The organism is Enterococcus sp. HMSC078F03 (assembly GCF_001811595.1).
GTDB lineage: Bacteria > Bacillota > Bacilli > Lactobacillales > Enterococcaceae > Enterococcus > Enterococcus faecalis.
Genome location: NZ_KV805603.1, coordinates 22418 through 44480, shown reverse-complemented (window position 1 = coordinate 44480; position 22063 = coordinate 22418). Strand labels below are relative to the sequence as shown.

The 22063-nt window shown below is 38.5% G+C and carries 27 protein-coding genes; all 27 read left to right on the top strand.

Annotation, left to right across the window (positions count from 1 at the left end; genetic code table 11):
- Nucleotides 1-196 (top strand): hypothetical protein (locus HMPREF2810_RS15945; protein WP_002392346.1); only part of this gene is annotated, 196 nt, incomplete at its 5' end.
- A gap of 28 nt (nucleotides 197-224) precedes the next feature.
- The gene (bgsA, locus tag HMPREF2810_RS14900) at nucleotides 225-1229 is read left to right on the top strand and encodes an LTA glycolipid anchor biosynthesis glycosyltransferase, IagA/BgsA family (protein ID WP_002416427.1); all 1005 of its coding nucleotides are present in this window, start codon (nucleotides 225-227) and stop codon (nucleotides 1227-1229) included.
- A 46-nt stretch (nucleotides 1230-1275) separates the two neighbouring features.
- Nucleotides 1276-2499: a cell wall glycolipid biosynthesis glucosyltransferase BgsB gene (bgsB, locus tag HMPREF2810_RS14895; protein WP_002389260.1), complete on the top strand. Its 1224-nt coding sequence runs from the start codon at nucleotides 1276-1278 to the stop codon at nucleotides 2497-2499.
- 72 nt (nucleotides 2500-2571) lie between these two features.
- Nucleotides 2572-3462 (top strand): NAD(P)-dependent oxidoreductase, encoded by an 891-nt coding sequence (locus tag HMPREF2810_RS14890; RefSeq protein WP_010715420.1) that lies wholly within the window; start codon nucleotides 2572-2574, stop codon nucleotides 3460-3462.
- A gap of 100 nt (nucleotides 3463-3562) precedes the next feature.
- On the top strand, nucleotides 3563-3793 hold the full coding sequence (locus HMPREF2810_RS14885; protein WP_002379802.1) for a YkuJ family protein: 231 nt from the start codon (nucleotides 3563-3565) through the stop codon (nucleotides 3791-3793).
- Nucleotides 3794-4182: 389 nt separating this feature from the next.
- On the top strand, nucleotides 4183-4623 hold the full coding sequence (locus HMPREF2810_RS14880) for a fatty acid biosynthesis transcriptional regulator FabT (protein WP_002362455.1): 441 nt from the start codon (nucleotides 4183-4185) through the stop codon (nucleotides 4621-4623).
- A gap of 15 nt (nucleotides 4624-4638) precedes the next feature.
- On the top strand, nucleotides 4639-5604 hold the full coding sequence (locus HMPREF2810_RS14875; RefSeq protein WP_010715419.1) for a beta-ketoacyl-ACP synthase III: 966 nt from the start codon (nucleotides 4639-4641) through the stop codon (nucleotides 5602-5604).
- A gap of 52 nt (nucleotides 5605-5656) precedes the next feature.
- On the top strand, nucleotides 5657-5884 hold the full coding sequence (locus tag HMPREF2810_RS14870) for an acyl carrier protein (protein ID WP_002356278.1): 228 nt from the start codon (nucleotides 5657-5659) through the stop codon (nucleotides 5882-5884).
- 136 nt (nucleotides 5885-6020) lie between these two features.
- Entirely contained in the window at nucleotides 6021-6977 is a 957-nt protein-coding gene (gene fabK, locus HMPREF2810_RS14865; protein ID WP_002356279.1) for an enoyl-[acyl-carrier-protein] reductase FabK, read from the top strand.
- Nucleotides 6978-7009: 32 nt separating this feature from the next.
- Nucleotides 7010-7939, top strand: coding sequence for an ACP S-malonyltransferase (gene fabD / locus HMPREF2810_RS14860; protein WP_002382452.1), 930 nt, complete (start codon nucleotides 7010-7012; stop codon nucleotides 7937-7939).
- A gap of 3 nt (nucleotides 7940-7942) precedes the next feature.
- Nucleotides 7943-8680: a 3-oxoacyl-[acyl-carrier-protein] reductase gene (gene fabG / locus HMPREF2810_RS14855; protein WP_002356283.1), complete on the top strand. Its 738-nt coding sequence runs from the start codon at nucleotides 7943-7945 to the stop codon at nucleotides 8678-8680.
- Nucleotides 8681-8698: 18 nt separating this feature from the next.
- A complete protein-coding gene (gene fabF, locus HMPREF2810_RS14850) occupies nucleotides 8699-9934 on the top strand; it encodes a beta-ketoacyl-ACP synthase II (RefSeq protein ID WP_002382453.1) in 1236 nt (411 codons plus the stop codon).
- A 1-nt stretch (nucleotide 9935) separates the two neighbouring features.
- On the top strand, nucleotides 9936-10424 hold the full coding sequence (gene accB / locus HMPREF2810_RS14845; RefSeq protein WP_002382454.1) for an acetyl-CoA carboxylase biotin carboxyl carrier protein: 489 nt from the start codon (nucleotides 9936-9938) through the stop codon (nucleotides 10422-10424).
- Between the two features lie 3 nt (nucleotides 10425-10427).
- Complete coding sequence (fabZ, locus tag HMPREF2810_RS14840; protein WP_002356286.1) at nucleotides 10428-10853, top strand: 3-hydroxyacyl-ACP dehydratase FabZ; 426 nt, start codon at nucleotides 10428-10430, stop codon at nucleotides 10851-10853.
- 7 nt (nucleotides 10854-10860) lie between these two features.
- Nucleotides 10861-12231 (top strand): acetyl-CoA carboxylase biotin carboxylase subunit, encoded by a 1371-nt coding sequence (locus HMPREF2810_RS14835; protein WP_002367303.1) that lies wholly within the window; start codon nucleotides 10861-10863, stop codon nucleotides 12229-12231.
- Nucleotides 12232-12325: 94 nt separating this feature from the next.
- A complete protein-coding gene (accD, locus tag HMPREF2810_RS14830) occupies nucleotides 12326-13192 on the top strand; it encodes an acetyl-CoA carboxylase, carboxyltransferase subunit beta (RefSeq protein WP_002356293.1) in 867 nt (288 codons plus the stop codon).
- A gap of 1 nt (nucleotide 13193) precedes the next feature.
- Nucleotides 13194-13982: an acetyl-CoA carboxylase carboxyl transferase subunit alpha gene (locus HMPREF2810_RS14825; protein ID WP_002362363.1), complete on the top strand. Its 789-nt coding sequence runs from the start codon at nucleotides 13194-13196 to the stop codon at nucleotides 13980-13982.
- Nucleotides 13983-14203: 221 nt separating this feature from the next.
- A complete protein-coding gene (locus HMPREF2810_RS14820) occupies nucleotides 14204-14731 on the top strand; it encodes a YqeG family HAD IIIA-type phosphatase (RefSeq protein ID WP_002356296.1) in 528 nt (175 codons plus the stop codon).
- Entirely contained in the window at nucleotides 14728-15837 is a 1110-nt protein-coding gene (gene yqeH / locus HMPREF2810_RS14815; RefSeq protein WP_002382455.1) for a ribosome biogenesis GTPase YqeH, read from the top strand. The genes HMPREF2810_RS14820 and yqeH overlap by 4 nt, the downstream gene beginning before the upstream one ends.
- Before the next feature lie 23 nt (nucleotides 15838-15860).
- The gene (gene yhbY, locus HMPREF2810_RS14810) at nucleotides 15861-16172 is read left to right on the top strand and encodes a ribosome assembly RNA-binding protein YhbY (RefSeq protein ID WP_002376442.1); all 312 of its coding nucleotides are present in this window, start codon (nucleotides 15861-15863) and stop codon (nucleotides 16170-16172) included.
- Nucleotides 16173-16189: 17 nt separating this feature from the next.
- Nucleotides 16190-16849: a nicotinate-nucleotide adenylyltransferase gene (locus tag HMPREF2810_RS14805; protein WP_002365150.1), complete on the top strand. Its 660-nt coding sequence runs from the start codon at nucleotides 16190-16192 to the stop codon at nucleotides 16847-16849.
- Entirely contained in the window at nucleotides 16827-17417 is a 591-nt protein-coding gene (gene yqeK / locus HMPREF2810_RS14800) for a bis(5'-nucleosyl)-tetraphosphatase (symmetrical) YqeK (protein WP_002356300.1), read from the top strand. The genes HMPREF2810_RS14805 and yqeK overlap by 23 nt, the downstream gene beginning before the upstream one ends.
- Nucleotides 17418-17463: 46 nt before the next feature.
- Nucleotides 17464-17802 carry a ribosome silencing factor gene (rsfS, locus tag HMPREF2810_RS14795; protein WP_033072556.1) on the top strand — a complete coding sequence of 113 codons (339 nt, stop codon included), beginning with the start codon at nucleotides 17464-17466 and terminating at the stop codon, nucleotides 17800-17802.
- Nucleotide 17803: 1 nt separating this feature from the next.
- A complete protein-coding gene (locus HMPREF2810_RS14790) occupies nucleotides 17804-18544 on the top strand; it encodes a class I SAM-dependent DNA methyltransferase (RefSeq protein ID WP_002356302.1) in 741 nt (246 codons plus the stop codon).
- 80 nt (nucleotides 18545-18624) lie between these two features.
- Nucleotides 18625-19812 (top strand): nucleotidyltransferase, encoded by a 1188-nt coding sequence (locus tag HMPREF2810_RS14785; protein WP_002416425.1) that lies wholly within the window; start codon nucleotides 18625-18627, stop codon nucleotides 19810-19812.
- A gap of 86 nt (nucleotides 19813-19898) precedes the next feature.
- The gene (locus HMPREF2810_RS14780) at nucleotides 19899-20618 is read left to right on the top strand and encodes a YebC/PmpR family DNA-binding transcriptional regulator (RefSeq protein ID WP_002356305.1); all 720 of its coding nucleotides are present in this window, start codon (nucleotides 19899-19901) and stop codon (nucleotides 20616-20618) included.
- Between the two features lie 371 nt (nucleotides 20619-20989).
- Nucleotides 20990-21820 (top strand): DUF6287 domain-containing protein, encoded by an 831-nt coding sequence (locus HMPREF2810_RS14775; RefSeq protein WP_048942206.1) that lies wholly within the window; start codon nucleotides 20990-20992, stop codon nucleotides 21818-21820.
- Nucleotides 21821-22063: the final 243 nt, after the last annotated feature.

Genomic DNA, 22063 nt, shown 5'->3' with positions numbered 1-22063 from the left:
TGATGTCGTAGGTTCGAGTCCTACTGCCGGAGTTGAGCAAAAGCAAAAACCAACTTGGTTTTTGCTTTTTTTGTTTTATTCACTATTTTTTGATAAGCTTGAAGAAGGGACTTTAAAAACATTTATAAGATTAAAAGGATCCTACCGAAGAATGAATACATCAAATTTTAGCTATGGTATAATGTGTTTATTATAGTTAGTAAAGCAGAAAAGGAGGAGCGGGTTTGAAAATATTGTTATATTTTGAAGGTGAGAAAATCTTAGCTAAATCAGGCATTGGTCGAGCATTAGATCACCAGAAACGAGCGCTCTCTGAAGTTGGAATAGAATATACATTAGATGCTGATTGCAGTGACTATGATATATTGCATATTAATACATATGGCATAAATAGCCATCGTATGGTCAGAAAAGCACGCAAACTAGGAAAAAAAGTTATTTATCATGCCCATTCGACAGAAGAAGACTTTCGTAATTCCTTTATTGGGTCTAATCAACTAGCACCATTAGTAAAAAAATATCTTATCAGTTTGTATTCCAAAGCGGATCATTTAATTACACCAACACCGTATTCTAAAACATTGCTGGAAGGTTATGGCATTAAAGTGCCTATTTCGGCGATCTCAAATGGTATTGATTTATCACGTTTTTATCCTTCAGAAGAAAAGGAACAAAAATTCCGAGAATATTTTAAAATAGATGAAGAGAAAAAAGTAATTATTTGTGTGGGATTATTTTTTGAACGCAAAGGAATCACTGATTTTATTGAAGTTGCGCGACAGTTACCAGAGTATCAATTTATTTGGTTTGGTGATACACCAATGTATTCTATCCCAAAAAATATCCGACAATTAGTTAAAGAAGATCATCCAGAAAATGTTATTTTCCCAGGTTATATTAAAGGAGATGTCATCGAAGGGGCCTATGCGGCAGCGAATCTCTTCTTTTTCCCTTCGCGTGAAGAAACGGAAGGAATTGTTGTCTTAGAAGCATTAGCTAGTCAGCAACAAGTCTTGGTGCGTGATATTCCAGTTTATCAAGGCTGGCTAGTGGCTAATGAAAATTGTTATATGGGTCATTCTATTGAAGAATTTAAAAAATATATTGAAGGCTTATTAGAAGGGAAAATACCTAGCACTAGACAAGCAGGCTATCAAGTAGCAGAGCAAAGAAGTATCAAGCAAATTGGTTACGAGTTAAAAGAAGTCTACGAAACAGTCTTATCTTAACAAATATTGAAGACAGTTATTGTTAGATGAAATGGAGGTAATGAGAGTGAAAATTGGTTTTTTTACTGATACGTATTTCCCGCAAGTGAGTGGGGTAGCGACTTCTATTAAGACCTTAAAAGATGAATTAGAAAAGCACGGCCATGAAGTGTATATTTTTACGACAACCGATCCTAACGCGACTGATTTTGAAGAAGATGTCATACGAATGCCTAGTGTGCCATTTGTATCTTTTAAAGATCGCCGAGTAGTGGTTCGCGGCATGTGGTACGCCTATTTAATTGCCAAAGAATTGGAATTAGATTTAATTCATACACATACTGAATTTGGTGCGGGTATTTTAGGGAAAATGGTTGGGAAAAAAATGAAAATTCCTGTCATCCATACGTATCATACGATGTATGAAGATTACTTACATTATATTGCTAAAGGAAAAGTTGTCCGTCCATCACATGTTAAATTCTTTTCAAGAGTGTTTACAAATCATACGACAGGTGTTGTTTGTCCCAGTGAACGTGTAATAGAAAAATTACGGGATTATGGAGTGACCGCACCAATGAGAATTATTCCAACAGGGATCGAAATTGATAAGTTTTTACGTCCCGATATTACTGAGGAAATGATCGCTGGAATGCGTCAACAACTAGGTATTGAAGAGCAACAGATTATGTTGTTATCGTTAAGTCGAATTTCTTATGAAAAAAATATTCAAGCAATTATTCAAGGGTTACCACAAATTATTGAAAAATTACCACAAACTCGTTTAGTAATAGTTGGAAATGGTCCCTATCTAGAGGATTTAAAAGAATTAGCAGAAGAACTAGAAGTCAGTGAATACGTTCAATTTACGGGTGAAGTGCCAAATGAAGAAGTCGCCATTTATTATAAAGCTGCTGACTATTTTGTCAGCGCCTCAACGTCGGAAACACAAGGCTTAACTTATACAGAAGCGATGGCTGCTGGCGTTCAATGTGTTGCAGAAGGGAACGCCTATTTAAATAATTTATTTGATCATGAAAGCTTAGGCAAAACTTTTAAGACAGACAGTGATTTTGCCCCAACATTGATTGACTATATACAAGCAAATATTAAAATGGACCAAACTATTTTAGATGAAAAATTATTTGAAATTTCTTCTACAAACTTTGGCAATAAAATGATTGAATTTTATCAAGATACATTGATTTACTTTGATCAACTTCAAATGGAAAAAGAAAATGCGGACTCAATAAAAAAAATTAAAGTAAAATTTACATCTTTAAGAAAATAAACTGCAAAACTTTCCTCCTTCGTTTATACTGAAGGAGGAAAGTTTTTTATTTTAAGAACGGAGGAAGCTACTATGTCTAAAATCGGCTTTATTGGAACGGGTGTCATGGGGAAATCAATTATTCGTAATATGATGAAAAACAATTTATCTGTCAATGTTTATAATCGAACAAAAAGTAAAACAGATGATTTAGTTGCTGAAGGAGCAGTTTGGTATGATACGCCAAAAGCAATTGCGGAAGCCAGCGATATCATTTTTACAATGGTTGGCTTTCCTTCAGATGTTGAAGGCGTGTATTTTAATGAAACAGGGATTTTTCAAGCAGATCTTACAGGTAAAATAGTAGTAGATTTAACCACAAGTACGCCCACCTTGGCTGAAAAGATTGCCAAAAAAGCAGCAGAAGTGGGTGCTCATGCGTTGGATGCGCCAGTTTCTGGTGGTGACTTAGGTGCTAAAAATGGTACTTTAACAATTATGGTTGGTGGCGATCAAGAAAGTTATGAGACCGTCTTACCAATTTTCAAAACATTTGGTAAAACATTTATGCTACATGGCTCAGCTGGAAAAGGGCAACACACTAAGATGGCGAATCAGTTAATGATTGCAGGCACAATGACCGGTTTGACTGAAATGCTCGTTTACGCAAATGCGACAGGATTAACTTTAGAAAAAGTTCTGGAAACAGTCGGTGGTGGCAGTGCTGCAAACTGGTCATTAAGTAATTATGGACCACGTATTTTAAAAGAAGATTATACGCCAGGCTTTTTTGTTAAACATTTTATCAAAGATTTAAAGATTGCGTTAGATGAAGCAAAAAAACTTGACCTTACATTACCAGCGACGCAAAAAGCGACAGAATTATATGAAAGCCTTGCAGATAAAGGGTTTGAAAATGATGGCACACAGGCCTTAATTAAGCTTTGGTGGACAGATGGCAAGCAACCAACGAATAAAAATTAAAGAACAACAAAAAAATCAAAAAAAATGACGAAAAATCATGCAAGTTAGGCAATGTTTTGTTACAATGGTACAGAACTAGTTTGCAAAAGGAGGCCCACTGATGAAACATTCACAACTTGTGGCGATTATTAAGAGACTGGAAGCAATGATCGAAGCAGCAGATAATGAAGTACAAGTACGCCGCTTTGAACGTGAAGGCGTAGAGAAATGTATTGTAAGTTTTGATAAATCAACAGAAACATTTGAATTAACAGAATCTGATACGCACCAAAGCTATCAATTCGATAACATCGATATTGTAGCAATGGAAATTTACGACTTAATTCAATAATTAATCGTCCTACATTTTAATAAGGGAGTGGAGTAGAAGCACCAAAGCTTCTGGTTCACTCTCTTCTCGTATTATCCAGTCAAGTTGTAGCAATAGCTTAGTGGGAGTTTAAGAATTATATAACAAAAATCACTGGCACTTCTCAATCAGGGGAGTGCCAGTGATGCTTTTTAGTTGCACTTCTTTCCTTTTTCTGTGAAAATAGTTTGGGTATCAAAGTAATTGATCCTTTTTTTAAAAGCCTCGTCCCTTGAAAATGCGCCTTTTTTGAAATGTTTGAAGAATATTTCATTAAAAATATAGAAAATTCTCTTGCATTCTTTGCTTATTTACGATATAGTTTGAACATCAAATGTTTTGATAATCAAAGTATATGGATGGTGCACAGAATGGAACCTAATTTAGAAACAGTCAACGATTACTTAGTCAGTGTCTTTAATGACATCTTAACGATTGAAGAATCTGAATTGAAAAAATCACAATTTAATGATTTATCCATTACGGAGATGCACACAATCGAAGCAATTGGTATGTACAAGAAAAAAACGTCTTCAGAAGTAGCCAAGGAACTGTCAATTACCGTTGGAACACTTACTGTAGCGATTAACAACTTAGTTAAAAAAGGCTATGTTGAACGTTTGCGTAGTGAAGATGATCGACGTGTAGTAAAGCTTGGCTTAACCAAAAAGGGAAAATTACTTTTTAGAGTCCATCAGCATTTTCATCGTGAAATGGTTAAAAACATTTTGAAAGGCATGGAGCAAGAAGAAGAACAAGCGCTGTTAAGAGCACTAAAAAATCTTCATGATTTCTTGCAAGAATACAAATAAAAAGTGAGGATCCCCATGAAGAATTATGCACGAATTAGTTGTACAAGCCGTTATGTTCCAGAGAATTGTGTCACGAATCACCAACTGAGTGAAATGATGGATACCTCTGATGAATGGATACATTCGCGAACAGGCATTAGTGAACGTCGTATCGTTACGCAAGAAAATACGTCTGATTTATGTCATCAAGTCGCAAAACAGTTATTGGAAAAATCTGGAAAGCAAGCAAGTGAGATTGACTTTATTTTAGTTGCAACAGTGACACCAGATTTCAATATGCCTTCTGTTGCTTGCCAAGTACAAGGCGCAATTGGCGCCACTGAGGCCTTTGCTTTTGACATCAGTGCAGCGTGTTCTGGTTTTGTCTATGCCTTAAGCATGGCAGAAAAACTAGTCCTAAGTGGTCGTTATCAAACAGGTCTAGTAATTGGTGGCGAAACATTTTCCAAAATGTTGGATTGGACCGATCGTTCCACAGCGGTGCTTTTCGGTGATGGGGCTGCCGGCGTCTTGATTGAAGCGGCTGAGACACCGCATTTTCTAGATGAAAAATTACAAGCAGATGGACAACGGTGGGCGGCTTTAACGTCAGGCTACACGATCAACGAAAGTCCTTTTTATCAGGGGCATGAGCAGGCTAGTAAGATGCTACAGATGGAAGGACGTAGTATTTTTGATTTTGCGATTAAAGATGTTTCACAAAATATTTTATCCCTCGTGACGGACGAAACCGTGGATTATCTTCTACTACATCAAGCAAATGTGCGCATTATCGATAAAATTGCACGTAAGACGAAGATTTCCCGCGAGAAGTTTTTAACGAATATGGATAAATATGGCAATACCTCAGCTGCTAGCATTCCCATCTTGTTGGATGAAGCAGTTGAAAATGGGACCTTAATTTTAGGTTCCCAACAACGCGTGGTGCTAACAGGATTTGGCGGCGGCTTAACATGGGGCTCACTGCTCCTAACGCTGTAAAAAACTGTTCACATATAAATGAAGAAAATGACTATTTTGGAGGAATATACACATGGTATTTGAAAAAATTCAAGCAATTATCGTAGAAGAATTAGGAAAAGATGCTGAAGAGGTACAATTAACTACAAACATTCAAGAAGAATTAGACGCGGATAGCTTAGATTTATTCCAAATCATTAACGAAATCGAAGATGAATTTGATGTGAAAATCGAAACAGAAGATGGCATCCAAACCGTTCAAGATTTAGTAACATATGTAGAAAAACAACAAGCAAACTAATACATGAAAATAGGGGGCTGGGACATTTAATTGCTAAATGACCCAGTCCCTAAAAAAACAAGTAAATAAGCTGGAAAAATCCTTTTTTACTTGAATGAAGTGTACTTATCTTAGAACTAAAGGACGTATAAAATCAATGAATCAACAGTTATGTGAGTTGCTTGGAATTAATTATCCCATTTTTCAAGGCGGTATGGCTTGGGTAGCCGATGCTTCATTAGCAAGTGCCGTGTCAAACGCTGGTGGATTAGGGATTATTGCTGGCGGCAATGCCCCAAAAGAAGTCGTAAAAAAAGAAATTAAAAAAGTTAAAGAATTAACGGAACAACCCTTTGGTGTCAATATCATGTTACTTTCACCTTTTGCCGATGAAATTGTCGATTTGGTTTGTGAAGAACAGGTTCCTGTCGTAACGACAGGTGCGGGCAATCCAGCCAAATACATGGCTCGTTTTAAAGAACATAACATTAAAGTAATCCCAGTAGTTCCTTCTGTTGCTTTAGCAAAAAGAATGGAAAAAATTGGTGCCGATGCTGTCATTTTTGAAGGAATGGAAGCTGGTGGACATATTGGCAAATTAACCACTATGAGTGGGTTACCGCAAATCGTTGACGCCGTGTCAATTCCTGTGATTGCAGCAGGTGGGATTGGTGATGGTCGTGGTATGGCTGCTGCCTTTATGTTAGGTGCTGAAGCAGTCCAGTTAGGTACACGTTTTTTAATTGCCAAAGAATGCAACGTTCATCCAGATTATAAACAGAAAGTTTTAAAGGCACGTGATTTAGATGCAGTAATTACCTGTCAACATTTTGGCCATCCAGTGCGTACTTTAAAAAATAAATTAACTGCTCAATATAATCAATTAGAAAAGCAAGAACTCCAAAAAGAAGTGCCTGATTTAGAAATGTTTGAAAAAATTGGTCAGGGCGCTTTGCGCAAAGCTGTCGTTGACGGGGATATGGATTACGGTTCCGTCATGGCGGGACAAATTGCCGGGTTAATAAAAAAAGAAGAAACAGCCCAAGAAATCATTGATTCACTCATGTCTGAATGCAAAGCGATTGTACATAAGATGAATCAGCGTTGGGGCTAAGTGAATAATTTTAACAAAAAATGAGGTGTCGTATGAAAACAGCGATTTTATTTAGTGGACAAGGAGCCCAGTATCAAGGGATGGGTGAAGAATTATATCACCAAGAAGCGATTGTTCGGGAAACCTTCGATGAAGCAAGTCATATCTTAGGTTATGAGATGGCAGAACTTTGTTTTACTGAAAATGAACGTTTAAATGAAACAGAATATACGCAACCTGCTATTTTGACAGTCAGTGTCGCATTTTACCGTCTTTTGCAACAAAAAGGACTAACGCCTGATGTGGTAGCGGGTTTAAGCTTAGGGGAATATAGTGCTTTGGTTGCCAGCGGGGCTTTGCGCTTTTCAGAAGCAGTGGCCTTGGTCCAAAAGCGCGGTCAGTACATGACAGACGCAGCACCACAAGGAATTGGCAAAATGGTTGCTGTCATGAATGCTGAGCGTGAAGTAATTGAAAAAGCCTGTCAAGAAGCCAGTGCTTTCGGAATTGTGGCTCCAGCAAATTATAATACACCACAACAAATCGTGATTGGTGGTGAGGTTGCTGCTGTTGATCAAGCGATGACACTTCTCAAAGAAGCTGGTGTGAAGCGAATGATTCCGTTAAATGTGAGTGGTCCTTTCCATACGGCACTGTTACAACCAGCATCAAAAAAGTTGGCTCAGGATTTAGCAAAATTGAACTTTCAAACGATGCAAATTCCTGTGATTAGTAATACGACTGCCGAAATTATGCCCCAAGAGGCAATTCAAGCGTTATTGGAAAAGCAAGTCATGTCTGCGGTACGTTTTGAAGACAGTATCGAAACGATGAAGGCTATGAACGTAGGAACGATGATTGAAGTTGGTCCAGGGAAAACATTAACTGGTTTTGTTAAAAAAATTGACAAAACAATTGAAATGCACCGTGTGGAAGATGTTGCAACATTAACAGAAACGTTAACAGCACTTACTGGGAGGTAAAAAATGGAATTAACAGGAAAAAACGTATTTATTACTGGAAGCACTCGCGGGATTGGCAAAGCAGTTGCGTTGGCTTTTGCGAAAGAGGGCGCCAATATTGTTTTAAACGGTCGGAGTGAGATTACGCCAGAACAACGACAAGAAATTGAAGCCTTTGGGGTAAAATGTATTGGCCTTTCTGGAGATATTTCCGATTTTGATGCAGCAGGTGAGATGATTCAAGCAACTGTTGACCAATTAGGCTCGATTGATATTCTGGTGAATAACGCTGGGATTACGAATGATAAATTATTATTACGAATGACAAAAGAGGATTTTAATGCCTGTTTAGATATTAACTTGGTAGGAACTTTTAACATGACCCAACAAGCGGTTAAACGTATGATGAAACAACGAAGTGGTCGGATTATTAATATGGCTAGCGTTTCTGGTTTAATGGGAAATGTTGGTCAAGCAAACTACGCTGCGAGTAAAGCGGGTGTCGTTGGTTTTACTAAATCGGTGGCACGAGAAGTTGCGCCGCGCGGTATTACCTGCAATGCGATTGCACCAGGGTTTATCCAAACAGAAATGACGGATGTTTTATCGGAAAAAGTTAAAACACAAATGAATGCGCAAATTCCCTTACAAACGTTTGGGCAAGTCGAAGATGTCGCAGCTACAGCGATTTTCTTAGCTAAAAGTCCCTATATTACTGGGCAAGTCGTGAATGTTGATGGCGGCTTAGTCATGCACGGATAAACGAAAGGAGTCAAAAGGATGAATCGAGTAGTTATTACTGGTTACGGTGTCACCTCGCCGATTGGCAATGAACCTGAGACTTTTTTAGAAAGTTTGAAAACAGGGAAAAATGGTATCGGACCGATTAGTAAATTTGATGTTAGTGAAACAGGTGTCACCTTAGCAGCTGAAGTGAAAGACTTTCCAATGGAAAAATATTTTGTTAAAAAAGATGGCAAACGCATGGATAAGTTTTCGTTATTTGGCATTTATGCGGCCTTAGAAGCAATGGCTATGAGTGGCTTGGATACCAGTCAACTAGATGTGGATCGGTTTGGCGTTATGGTGGGTTCCGGGATTGGTGGTTTGGAAACAATTCAAAATCAAGTAATTCGGATGCACGACAAAGGACCTGAACGTGTGGCACCGTTATTTATTCCAATGGCGATTGGAAACATGGTGGCGGGAAATATTGCTTTACGTGTTGGTGCCAAAGGAATTTGTACTTCAACAGTGACAGCTTGTGCTAGTGCAACTCATTCAATTGGGGAAGCGTTCCGCAATATCAAACATGGCTACTCCGATGTCATTATTGCTGGTGGAGCAGAAGCGCCTATTACAGAAATCGGTATTTCAGGATTTGCTTCCTTGACCGCTTTAACAAAGGCGACTGACCCAGAAAAAGCCTCAATTCCCTTTGATAAAGAACGTAGTGGATTTGTGATGGGAGAAGGTGCAGGTGTCTTTATTTTAGAATCATTAGATCATGCTCTAGAACGAGGCGCAACTATTTTAGGTGAAGTGGTTGGCTATGGTGCTAATTGCGATGCCTATCATATGACATCACCAACACCAGATGGGAGCGGCGCAGCGAAAGCCATGGTACTAGCAATGGAAGAAGCGGGGATTTCTCCAGAAAAAATTGGCTATATTAACGCCCATGGAACAAGCACACAAGCCAATGACAGTGCAGAATCTAAAGCTATTGAATTGGCTTTAGGTAATGCCGCAAAAACGGCGTATGTAAGTAGTACGAAGAGTATGACGGGACATCTCTTAGGCGCCGCTGGTGGAATTGAAGGAATTGCTACCCTAAATGCTTTACAACATCAATTTATTCCGCCAACCATTAATGTGGAAAATCAAGATGAAGCAATTACGGTGAACGTTGTTTTAAACGAAAGCAAAGAGCATAAATTTGATTATGCTTTAAGTAACTCGCTAGGCTTTGGTGGCCACAATGCAGTTATTTGCTTAAAACGCTGGGAGGATTAACATGCAGTTAGAAGAAGTAAAAGCATTATTAACACAATTTGATCAATCAACTTTAACCGAATTTGATTTACGAAAAGGCTCGTTTGAATTATATATGAATAAAAATACAGCTTCTGGGCGAAGTGCCGTAGAACCAATGGCGCAACCACAAGAAACACCAGTAGCCGCTAGTGGTGTGTCAGCGCCTGTTGAAACAGTTTCTGTCGTTGAAGAAACGCCAACCAATACACCGACAGCCAATGAAAAGACAGAAGAAATTCCGTCACCCATTGTAGGAATCGTTTATTTACAACCAGCACCAGATAAAGAGAACTTTGTCAAAGTAGGAGACACTGTTAAAACGGGTGACGTTGTGTGTATCGTTGAAGCGATGAAATTAATGAATGAAATTACGGCGACAGTTGACGGTGTGATTACTGAAATATTAGTCAACAATGAAGATGTGGTTGAATTTGGTCAGCCGCTATTCCGAGTTGCTAAAGGAGAATAAAACATGAAATTAACAATTACAGAAATTCAAGAAATTTTACCACATCGCTATCCCTTTTTATTATTAGATAGTGTTGAAGAAGTCATTCCCGGGGAACGCGTTGTAGCGAAAAAGAATGTAACGGTTAATGAGCAAGTTTTTCAAGGTCATTTTCCTGGGAATCCTGTTTTGCCAGGAGTTTTAATTATTGAATCGTTGGCTCAAGCAGGCGCCGTGGCATTACTTTCAATGCCTGAATTCAAAGGGAAAACGGCATACTTTGGTGGATTAGATAAAGCAAAATTTAGACAAAAGGTAACACCAGGCGACACATTAATTTTAGAGGTTGAACTTTTAAAAGTCCGCGCTTCTGCTGGAATGGGTAAAGGTGTGGCAAAAGTTAATGGAAAAAAAGTTGCCGAGGCTGAATTAACCTTTATGATTGGATAGGTGAAAAATGTTTTCGAAAGTATTAATCGCAAACCGCGGAGAAATCGCTGTTCGTATTATTCGTGCCTGTCGCGAATTAGGCGTTCAAACAGTTGCTGTTTACTCTGAAGCGGATCAAGAAGCGTTACACACACAGTTAGCAGATGAAGCCATTTGTATTGGACCGGCGAAAGCAACTGATTCTTATTTAAATGTTCAAGCTGTTTTAAGTGCAGCGATTGTTACCAATGCTGAAGCGATTCATCCAGGGTTTGGTTTCTTATCTGAAAATAGTCAATTTGCTTCAATGTGCGAAGAATGCAACATTACTTTTATCGGTCCTAAAGCAGAAACGATTGATGCGATGGGCAATAAAATAAACGCACGTCAACTGATGCAAAAAGCCAAGGTACCTGTTATTCCTGGGAGTGATGGCGTCATTGATTCTGTCGAAGAAGCGTTGACGATTGCTGAAGAAATTGGTTACCCAGTGATGTTAAAGGCAGCTGCTGGTGGTGGCGGAAAAGGAATCCGTAAAGTTCTTTCAAAAGAAGAGTTACCGAAACACTTTACTTCAGCGCAGCAAGAAGCTAAAGCCGCATTTGGTAATGATGATATGTATTTAGAAAAAATTATTTATCCAGCACGTCATATCGAAGTGCAAATTCTAGGTGATCAATATGGGCATGTGATTCACTTAGGGGAACGTGATTGCTCACTACAAAGAAATAATCAAAAAGTGTTAGAAGAATCACCATCGATTGCTATTTCTGAAGAAAAGCGTCAGATGTTAGGCGAAACGGCCGTTCGAGCGGCACAAGCTGTGCATTATGAAAATGCCGGAACCATTGAATTTTTGATGGATCCAGCTGGCGACTTTTATTTCATGGAAATGAATACCCGCATCCAAGTCGAACATCCAGTTACGGAAATGGTAACAGGAATTGATTTAGTCAAAGCACAATTAGAAATTGCTTCAGGTGAACCTTTAGGCTATACCCAAGAGGATGTTACCATGACTGGGCATGCGATTGAGTGCCGAATTAACGCTGAAAATCCTGCCTTTAATTTTGCTCCTTCACCAGGTAAAATTCAAAATCTCTTGTTGCCTAGTGGTGGAATGGGCTTGCGTGTAGACAGCGCTATGTATTCAGGGTATTCAATTCCACCTTATTATGATTCAATGATTGCGAAAGTCATCGTACATGGTGAAAATCGTTTTGATGCCTTGATGAAAATGCAAAGGGCTTTAAATGAAATTGTAACAGAAGGTATTATTACGAATGCCGAATTCCAATTGGATTTAATTACACATGACAATGTTTTGACAGGTGACTATGACACAAGCTTTTTACAAGAAACATTTCTACCAAATTGGGAGCCAGAAAGCAATCATTAAAGAAAGAACGCCGCAAGAGCTCTCTTGCTTGGAAAGATCAGTGATCTTTTGAAAGGAGCTGAGCTCTTGCCGCTAAAATACGAGGAGTAAGCAAATGGCATTATTTAAAAAGAAAAATTACATTCGCATTAATCCAAATCGTGCTGATGCAAATGATGCATCAAAGAAGCCTTCTGTTCCAGATAATATGTGGGCAAAATGCCCTTCTTGTAAGCGAACACTGTATACAAAAGAAATGGGTGCAGAAAAAATCTGTCCGCATTGCGGCTATAGTTTTCGGATTGGTGCATGGGAACGATTAGCGATAACCGTTGATGAAAAAAGTTTCCACAATTGGGACAGTGAATTAGTGACAAAAGATCCACTAAATTTTCCTGGTTATCTTGAAAAAATTGAAAAAATGCAAGAAAAAACTGGGCTAGATGAAGCTGTCTTAACGGGAGAAGCAACAATTGAAGGACAAGCTGTTGCAATTGGAATCATGGATGCTAATTTTATCATGGGCAGTATGGGAACGATTGTTGGTGAAAAAATCACACGCTTGTTTGAGCGGGCGACAGAAAAGCATTTACCAGTGGTGATTTTCACTGCATCTGGTGGTGCCCGTATGCAAGAAGGAATTTTTTCATTGATGCAAATGGCGAAAATTTCGGCCGCTTTGCAACGGCATAACAAAGCAGGCTTGCTGTATCTTACGGTATTGACTGATCCAACGACTGGCGGTGTTACCGCAAGTTTTGCGATGGATGGCGATATTATTTTGGCAGAGCCTCAGAGTTTAATCGGTTTTGCTGGCCGCCGTGTAATTGAACAAACGATTCGTCAAGAGTTGCCAGATGATTTTCAAAAGGCCGAGTTTCTTTTAGAACATGGTTTTGTAGATCAGATTGTGCCAAGAAATCTTTTGCGTCAACGATTGAGCGACTTGTTACGTTTACATTCTTTGGAAGGGTGGCGCTAACATGGAAAAGAAAACAGCCAATGATGTTGTTACCTTGGCAAGAGCCCAAGATCGTTTGACAACTTTAGAATATATAGAAGCAATTTTTGAGGACTTTTTAGAATTTCATGGGGATCGTTACTTTGCCGATGATTTAGCTGTAGTCGGTGGTGTTGCTACTTTGCAAGGGAAACCAGTTACAGTGGTAGGTATCCAAAAAGGTCGAAATCTACCAGAAAATATTGAACGTAATTTTGGTTCACCTAATCCTGAAGGGTATCGCAAAGCGTTACGTTTAATGAAACAAGCGGAAAAATTTAATCGCCCAGTCATTACCTTTGTGAACACTGCTGGTGCCTATTGTGGGATTGGTGCCGAAGAGCGGGGAGAAGGGGAAGCCATTGCGCAAAACCTGTTAGAAATGTCTGATTTGAAAGTGCCAATCATTTCAGTCATCATTGGTGAGGGTGGCAGTGGCGGTGCTTTAGCGTTAGCAGTCGCAGATGAAGTTTGGATGTTGGAACACACGATTTATGCGGTTCTTTCGCCAGAAGGTTTCGCCTCTATTTTGTGGAAAGATGGCAGTCGTGCGAAAGAAGCAGCAGAATTGATGAAAATCACAGCGACAGAGCTGAAGGAATTAGCTATTGTAGATAAAGTAATTCCGGAAGTTATGAACGGTCAGCCTCTGGAACAAGCAAAAATTAATCGCATGTTACAAAAAGCGTTCATTTCAAAATTAACTGAATTAGCTAAATTAGATACGGAAACGTTACTAGAAAAAAGATACCAACGTTTTCGCAAATATTAGAAGTTACTACTCATCAACGAACTTTTCAGGGGTTGATGGGTGGCTTTTTTTATTTTTTCTTTTATTTTACTTGTTCTTTTACAAGGAACGACCGTCCTTTATAGAAATTTTCAGTAAAATGCAGTATAATACAATAGGTAGAGACTGAAGCATAATTGTTTAGTTATGTTTCAGTCTCTTAAAATCGAAGAAACTACATAGTGTCAGTGAGAGGAGTCACGATGTTTTCAAAATATAAACCGACATGGATGATTGATGCGATTTATAAAATTACCCCCGCACAATTAAAAAAACTGGGGATTAAGGCAGTACTAACTGACTTAGATAATACTTTAATTGCTTGGAATAATCCCGATGGAACAGAAGAATTAAAAACTTGGTTATTAGAGATGAAAAATGCAGGAATTACCGTCCTTGTTGTTTCAAACAACAAAGACAGCCGGATTAAACGCGTTGTTGAAAAGTTTGACTTAGATTATGTAGCACGTGCCTTGAAACCAACCGCACGTGGCTTCAAATTAGCAGAAAAAAAATTAGGCTTGAAGCCATCTGAAATGTTAATGGTCGGCGACCAGATTATGACAGATATTCGGGGAGCTAACGCAGCGGGTATACGCAATGTTTTAGTTCAACCGATTGTCGATACAGATGGCTGGAATACTAGAATCAATCGGTTCTTTGAACGGAAAATTATGAAATACTTATCAAAAAAACATCCAGAAATGACATGGAGAGGCGGATTAGAATGACAGAGGCAATTCATTGTATTGGCTGTGGTGCGATTATCCAAACGGAAAATCCTCATGAATTAGGCTATACACCAAAAACAGCTTTCGAAAAAGGAATGGAAACAGGGGAAGTTTATTGCCAACGTTGTTTTCGCTTAAGACATTATAATGACATTCAAGATGTCCAATTAACAGATGATGACTTTTTACGTTTATTGAATGGTTTAGGAACAGAAGATGCACTGATTGTGAACGTAGTGGATATTTTTGACTTTAATGGCTCTCTTATTCCAGGACTACATCGTTTTATCGGAGATAATCCTGTGTTGTTAGTTGGCAATAAAGTGGATATTTTGCCTAAATCATTAAAAAAACCTAAAATGGTTCAATGGATGAGAGAACGGGCCCATGAAGCAGGATTACGCCCTGTTGATGTTTTACTAACAAGTGGCAAGAAACCACAAGAAATGCAAGAGTTATTAGATACGATCGAAAAATATCGTGAAGGCCGAGACGTTTATGTCGTAGGTGTGACCAATGTTGGAAAATCAACATTAATCAATCAAATCATTCAACAAACAGTGGGTGTTCAAGATGTGATTACGACATCACAATTTCCTGGAACAACGCTAGATAAAATTGAAATTCCATTAGACGATGGCCACTTCTTAATCGATACGCCAGGAATTATTCACCGTCATCAAATGGCACATTACCTAGGTAAAAAAGACTTGAAAATTATTGCACCGCAAAAAGAAATCAAACCAAAAGTTTACCAATTAAATGCTGAACAAACCTTGTTTTTAGGTGGCTTGGCTCGCTTTGATTATGTCCAAGGTGCTAAAAGTTCCTTCATTGCCTATGTTTCCAATGACTTAAATTTACACCGAACGAAAACAGCAACCGCCGATGCTTTTTATGAAAAACATGTTGGTGGCTTATTGCAGCCTCCACGTACCGATGAAGTCGCTGAGTTTCCTGAATTAGTGCGCTTTGAATTTTCCGTGAAAGAAAAAACGGATATTGTGTTTGCTGGTCTAGGTTGGATTACTGTCACAGAACCTGGTGTAGTCGCTGGTTGGGCGCCTAAAGGTGTCGATGTTTTACGTAGAAAAGCATTAATTTAAATTTTAGAGAGAAGGCAAACAATTTGAAACTTAGAGGAAAACAAAAACGTTATTTACGTAGTCAGGCACACCATTTACAACCTATTTTTCAAGTAGGCAAAGGTGGTTTGAATGACGCAATGATTACACAAATTGATGAAGCGTTGGAAAAACGTGAATTGATTAAAATTACGTTATTACAAAATACAGATGAAATAGCAGAAGAGGTTGCAGAAGAACTAACAGCAGCCATTCATTGCGATGTGGTACAAATTATTGGTCGCGTGCTGGTCTTATTCAAGCCATCAAGTAAAGAAAAATATCAAAAAATTTCAGCAGCAGTCAAAGAGATTTAATATTGGAGGGATGAACAATGGGAGAAAAAAGACAAGCGCGTCAAGGAGCGGACGTTCTCTTGCAAGAGGAACCGTTACGTTTTCAAACAAGAAAGCAAGTCGGCTTGTTAGGTGGTAATTTTAATCCCGTTCATTTAGCACATCTTGTCATGGCCGATCAAGTTCAAAATCAACTAGGTTTGGACAAAGTTTACTTAATGCCTACGTACTTACCACCACATGTAGACGAAAAGAAAACAATTAGCAGTGAACATCGGTTAGCGATGTTAGAACTAGCAGTGGCTGATAATCCCTGCTTAGATATAGAGCCAATTGAATTAATTCGCAAAGGCAAAAGTTACACGTATGATACGATGAAAGCTTTAAAAGAAGCCAATCCAGATACTGATTATTATTTTATAATTGGTGGAGATATGGTGGAATACTTGCCCAAATGGCATCGGATTGATGACTTACTCCATTTAGTTCAATTTGTCGGTATTCGGCGTCCTAATTATCCAACGGAATCTACCTATCCAATTATTTGGGTCGATGTTCCGCAGATGGCGATTAGTTCCACTTTGATTAGACAAAAAGTCAAAAGTGGTTGCTCAACACGCTATCTTCTTCCAGAGAATGTGATAAACTATATTCAAGAGAAGGGACTGTATCAAGATGAGCTGGATAACAAATTATGATGCTGCACAACGTGAATTATTAATGCAAAAAGTTCAAATGCAAATGAGTGAACGTCGCTTTCGCCATGTGTTAGGGGTCGAGGAAACAGCTGTGGCCTTGGCAGCGAAATATGGTGCCGATGAAGCGAAAGCCAGTATTGCTGCTTTGACGCATGATTACGCCAAAGAACGTCCAAACGATGAATTCGAGTTGATTATTCGCCGAGATGGTTTTGATTTGGCTTTATTAAACTATGGCAATGAAATTTGGCATGGCTTAGTTGGGGCGGATATTGTTCAACGGGAATTAGCCATTGATGACGAAGAAATCTTGCAGGCAATTCGTGTGCATACAACTGGGGCTGCTAAGATGAGCTTGCTAGATAAAATTATTTATGTCGCAGATTACATTGAACCAGGACGTGATTTTCCAGGTGTGAAAGAAGCCCGTGAAATTGCCCTTGTTGACTTAGATGCAGCGGTTGCTTATGAAACGAAACATACCTTGTTACATTTGATTGAACAAGAACATAAAATTTATCCAAAAACGTTAGAGACCTACAATCAATGGGTCGTTAATCAAAAATAAAAGAAGAAAGAATTACTAGGAGGGAACTATCATAGATAGCCAGAAAATTTTAGAAATTGCTGTCAAAGCAGCAGATTCAAAACGAGCAGAAGAAATTGTCGCATTAGACGTAAGAGAGATTTCATTATTAGCAGATTATTTTTTAATTTGCCAAGCCAATAGTGAACGTCAAATCAATGCGATTGTTGATGAAATTAACGAACAAGAAGCCAAAAATCAAGTGGAAGTCAAACGTGTGGAAGGTAAAGAAGGCGGAAAATGGATTTTAATTGATTTAGGCGATGTTATTGTCCATGTATTCCAATCTTCAGAACGTGCCTTTTACAACTTAGAAAAATTATGGTCAGATGCCCCAATGGTTGATCTAAGCGCTTGGGTCGACTAAAATGGCCTATGAAACGTTTGCTTTCGTCTATGACGAAGTGATGGACGAAAGCCTATACCAAAAATGGTTGGATTTTTCCAATCGTCATCTCCCACAAGGAACCCAACAAATTCTTGAAATGGCTTGTGGTACAGGCGCTTTAGCAGTTGATTTTGCAAAAAGTGGTTACGATGTGACGGCCTTAGACTTATCAGAAGAAATGTTGATGATTGCTAGTGAACGAGCTTTTGAAGAAGAAGTGCCAGTTCAATTTGTTCAGGGAAATATGCTAGATTTATCTGAAGTGGGACAATACCAAGCCATCACTTGTTTTTCTGATTCACTGTGCTACATGGCTAATCGCCAAGAAGTACAACAAGTGTTCGATGAAGTTTATCAAGCGTTAGAAGAGGAAGGAACGTTCATTTTTGATGTTCATTCTACTTACAAAATTGATTCAGTTTTTCCGGAATATAGCTATCATTATCAAACAGAAGAGTTTGCTTTTCTATGGGATAGTTACGCTGGTGAAAAAGAACACAGCATAGAACATTTCTTAACATTTTTTGTGAAAGAACAAGAAACAGATGAGCACTTTGTTCGGTATGATGAATTGCATCAAGAACGAACCTATTCGTTAGATAACTATTTACGAATGTTAGAAAGTGCTGGTTTCATGAATGTCAAAGTTTATGCAGATTTTACAGATGAAGCACCAACTGAAACAAGTGAACGCTGGTTCTTTGTTTGTCAAAGAGATTAATAAGATTTGGCTTATGAGCTTGGGACAGCGCTTAAAAACGTTGGTCTCTTTGCTGATAAGTCCATTTTTTTATAACGGAGGTGGTTAGAGTGAAAGCCTGTGGCATTATCGTGGAATATAATCCCTTTCATAATGGACATCGCTATCATGCCCAACAAGCTCGCCAACAAAGCGGAGCTGAAGTAGTGATTGCTATAATGAGTGGAAATTTTTTACAAAGAGGAGAACCAGCCTTACTAGATAAGTGGGCCAGAGCAGAAGAAGCTTTGCAAAATGGTGTGGATTTAGTCATTGAATTACCGACAGCTTGGTCGGTACAGTCTGCGGATTACTTTGCCAAAGGCGGTATAAAGTTATTGCAGGCGTTGCAATGTGAGAGCTTATGTTTTGGAACAGATAGTACAAGCGCAATTGATTATGCGGCTTTCGGCCAGTTTGTCCAAGAAAATCAATCCTTAATTGATCAAACGTTCCACGCATTGACAGACAAACAATTGAGTTATCCACAAAAAATGACTGCTGTTTTTCGTCAAGTATATCCTGAAAGCAGGTTCGATTTTTCTTCGCCTAATCATATTTTGGGGATGAGTTATGCAAAAGAGAATGCCACGTATCCAACCCCGATGACGCTCTACCCAATTGCTAGAAAACAAGCGGGCTTTCATGATGCAACGATTTCCGGGAAAGTTGCTAGCGCCACGGCGATTAGGCAAAGTGTTTTTCAACAAGAAATAACGCAAGTGCTGCCAACGGTTCCTTCTATAACCGCACAACATTTACAAACACAAGCAATGATTTCATGGGAAAACTACTGGCCCTTCCTAAAGTATAAAATTGTTCAATCCTCGTTAGAAGAATTACAAGCCATTTACCAAATGACGGAAGGACTTGAATATCGACTAAAAGATCAAATCCAAGCAGCAGGTTCTTTTCACGAATTAATGGAACACATGAAAACGAAGCGTTATACTTGGACAAGATTGCAACGATTAGCAACCTATATATTGTTAAATATGACCAAAGAAGAAGTTGAAACTGTTTGGCAAGACAGCTATCTCCATGTGCTAGGATTTACGCCAAAGGGACAAGCTTATCTAAAAGAAACCAAAGCACAGATTCAATTGCCGGTAATTTCCAAAGTATCTAAAGAAAACCGCGCAATGCTTTCGTTAGATATTCGCGCCAATCAACTATACCAGATGGGAGATTCTTCTTTAAAAGAACAAAATTTTGGTCGGTTTCCCTTACGATTTTCGCCAGATACCTAAAAAATACTTAACAAAAATCAGTTTCCCCAGTATAATAAACAAGGGATAAGATACTAACAACAAATCAGAGAAAGCGAAGTGAGAATATGGGCCGTAAATGGGCAAATATTAAAGAGAAAAAAGCTGCCAAAGACGCAAACAATAGCCGTGTTTATGCAAAATTCGGGATTGAAATTTACGTAGCAGCGAAGTCAGGAGACCCTGATCCTCATGCAAACCAAAAATTACGGTTTGTAATCGAACGCGCCAAAACATACAATGTACCAAAACATATTATTGATCGCGCTATTGAAAAAGCAAAAGGTTCAGCAGATGAACAATATTCTGAATTACGCTATGAAGGATTTGGGCCAAATGGTTCAATGGTCATTGTTGATGCTTTAACAAACAACGTGAACCGAACAGCAGCAGATGTGCGGGCCGCATTTGGTAAAAACGGCGGAAACATGGGTGTCAGCGGTGCTGTTTCCTACATGTTTGATAATACAGGTATCATTGGCTTTGCTGGTGACGATGCGGATGAAATTTTAGAATACTTAATGGAAAAAGATATTGATGTTCGCGATGTTGTTGAAGAAGACGGTCAAATTATCGTTTACACAGAACCAGAAGATTTCCACCATGCACAAGAAGCGTTAAAAGAAAAAGGCATTGAAGAATTCACGGTTACTGAGTTAGAAATGGTTCCACAAAACGAAGTAACATTAGAAGGCGACGATTTGGCGAACTTTGAAAAAATGTTAGACGTTTTAGAAGATTTAGAAGATGTTCAAAAAGTTCATCATAATGTAGATTTACCTGAATAATCCATTTGTTCGTTTGTTTTAAGATTTAGAAAAAGGTCGGGACAGAAGTGTTTAACTCCGAGAAATAAGAAGGAATTTCCGAAAATTGTTCTATAATTTTTGGAGAATTTCGGCTTATTTCCGAAGGAGTTGCTTCTGTTCCCGCCGTTTATCAATTTTTAAGCCTAGGAGAAAAATCCAAAGTGATTTTTGTCCCAGGCTCTTTTTTTCATATAATACATAGAAAAAAGAAAGTTGATTGATAGGTCCATGTGACACAAAGCATTCAATGACAGGATTAACTTTTGTCTGTTCCATAAATATTTGTCTAAACAGTTGAATTAATAGTACAATAGTCTAGTAAGATAGATCATTGAACGGGGTGAATAGGCGTGAAAAAGGGAATGTTAGCGTTTTTTGTCGGGCTAGCGGTTTTATCATTAACTGCTTGTCGGGAACCAAAAGAAAAGAAAGTAACCGCTTCAACGGAGGCATCCTCTAAAGTTGAAGAGACGAATGAAAAAACCAGTGAAACAATTGATAAGACAAATGAACAAGCGAGCAGCAGTATCGAGTCTAACGAATCAGTGAAAAATGAAGAGCCGACAGCTGATGGAAACAATAGTCAGCTAACTGTAGCTGATTTAGATACTACAGCGATTAATGCTGGCGATTTTACTACTTTAGTTGGAACATGGAAAAATGGTAAAGGAGAGAGTTTGATCATTCATCCTGATGGTAGTACAAATATCGGAGGAATGATTACGAAGGATTCACCTACTGATGAGTCGCGACCAATTACAAGCTTAAGTATTAGGTGGGGGCCTACTGGTGCTGCGCTATTATTATATAAAATTGGTGTTGAAAATCCTAACGGCGACCAATCGGATAAGACGAAACCGCGATTGTTAATTACTCAAGATAGTGGAAATTATCCTGCGGAAGAGTATTACTATCGTTCTTCTGAAGAGGAAAATCAAGACCAAAATGAAGAGGCAAAAATCATCGATACACAAGAAAAAGCAGAGATATATATTAGAAAGACACTGACCGATGCAGAAAATAATGATACGAACCTTGGATTTTTGGGTATGAATGGAAATGACTTCTTTTTTAGAGCCCAATCGAAACAGATGGTTGCAAATGGAGGGACAGGAACTGTCGGTTTTTACAGAGTATCACCACAAGGAGCAGTCAGAATAACGGATGCACAAGGCAACTAAAGATAGTCTCGTGGCAATCTATTTAATTCCTATAAAAGTAGCAAAATAAGAATGAAATGATCACAAAATCTTCACATTTAGTTTGTAAGATATAAGCATATCAACAAACAACCTTAACAACACAAAACACTTTTTCATTTTTAACTCCTTTCCCGTCCTTACCCAAAGGGCGGGTCTTTTTTTGTGTAAAACGATTCGCTCAAGATACCAAAAGAGCCTGGGACAAAAATCACTTTGGATTTT

What these genes read in the sequence shown, in the direction of transcription:
- HMPREF2810_RS14890 (WP_010715420.1), top strand. Translation starts at nt 2,572, where the DNA reads ATGTCTAAAATCGGCTTTATTGGAACGGGTGTCATGGGGAAATCAATT.
- HMPREF2810_RS14885 (WP_002379802.1), top strand. Translation starts at nt 3,563, where the DNA reads ATGAAACATTCACAACTTGTGGCGATTATTAAGAGACTGGAAGCAATG.
- HMPREF2810_RS14880 (WP_002362455.1), top strand. Translation starts at nt 4,183, where the DNA reads ATGGAACCTAATTTAGAAACAGTCAACGATTACTTAGTCAGTGTCTTT.
- HMPREF2810_RS14875 (WP_010715419.1), top strand. Translation starts at nt 4,639, where the DNA reads ATGAAGAATTATGCACGAATTAGTTGTACAAGCCGTTATGTTCCAGAG.
- HMPREF2810_RS14870 (WP_002356278.1), top strand. Translation starts at nt 5,657, where the DNA reads ATGGTATTTGAAAAAATTCAAGCAATTATCGTAGAAGAATTAGGAAAA.
- fabK (WP_002356279.1), top strand. Translation starts at nt 6,021, where the DNA reads ATGAATCAACAGTTATGTGAGTTGCTTGGAATTAATTATCCCATTTTT.
- fabD (WP_002382452.1), top strand. Translation starts at nt 7,010, where the DNA reads ATGAAAACAGCGATTTTATTTAGTGGACAAGGAGCCCAGTATCAAGGG.
- fabG (WP_002356283.1), top strand. Translation starts at nt 7,943, where the DNA reads ATGGAATTAACAGGAAAAAACGTATTTATTACTGGAAGCACTCGCGGG.
- fabF (WP_002382453.1), top strand. Translation starts at nt 8,699, where the DNA reads ATGAATCGAGTAGTTATTACTGGTTACGGTGTCACCTCGCCGATTGGC.
- accB (WP_002382454.1), top strand. Translation starts at nt 9,936, where the DNA reads ATGCAGTTAGAAGAAGTAAAAGCATTATTAACACAATTTGATCAATCA.
- fabZ (WP_002356286.1), top strand. Translation starts at nt 10,428, where the DNA reads ATGAAATTAACAATTACAGAAATTCAAGAAATTTTACCACATCGCTAT.
- HMPREF2810_RS14835 (WP_002367303.1), top strand. Translation starts at nt 10,861, where the DNA reads ATGTTTTCGAAAGTATTAATCGCAAACCGCGGAGAAATCGCTGTTCGT.
- accD (WP_002356293.1), top strand. Translation starts at nt 12,326, where the DNA reads ATGGCATTATTTAAAAAGAAAAATTACATTCGCATTAATCCAAATCGT.
- HMPREF2810_RS14825 (WP_002362363.1), top strand. Translation starts at nt 13,194, where the DNA reads ATGGAAAAGAAAACAGCCAATGATGTTGTTACCTTGGCAAGAGCCCAA.
- HMPREF2810_RS14820 (WP_002356296.1), top strand. Translation starts at nt 14,204, where the DNA reads ATGTTTTCAAAATATAAACCGACATGGATGATTGATGCGATTTATAAA.
- yqeH (WP_002382455.1), top strand. Translation starts at nt 14,728, where the DNA reads ATGACAGAGGCAATTCATTGTATTGGCTGTGGTGCGATTATCCAAACG.
- HMPREF2810_RS14805 (WP_002365150.1), top strand. Translation starts at nt 16,190, where the DNA reads ATGGGAGAAAAAAGACAAGCGCGTCAAGGAGCGGACGTTCTCTTGCAA.
- yqeK (WP_002356300.1), top strand. Translation starts at nt 16,827, where the DNA reads ATGAGCTGGATAACAAATTATGATGCTGCACAACGTGAATTATTAATG.
- HMPREF2810_RS14790 (WP_002356302.1), top strand. Translation starts at nt 17,804, where the DNA reads ATGGCCTATGAAACGTTTGCTTTCGTCTATGACGAAGTGATGGACGAA.
- HMPREF2810_RS14780 (WP_002356305.1), top strand. Translation starts at nt 19,899, where the DNA reads ATGGGCCGTAAATGGGCAAATATTAAAGAGAAAAAAGCTGCCAAAGAC.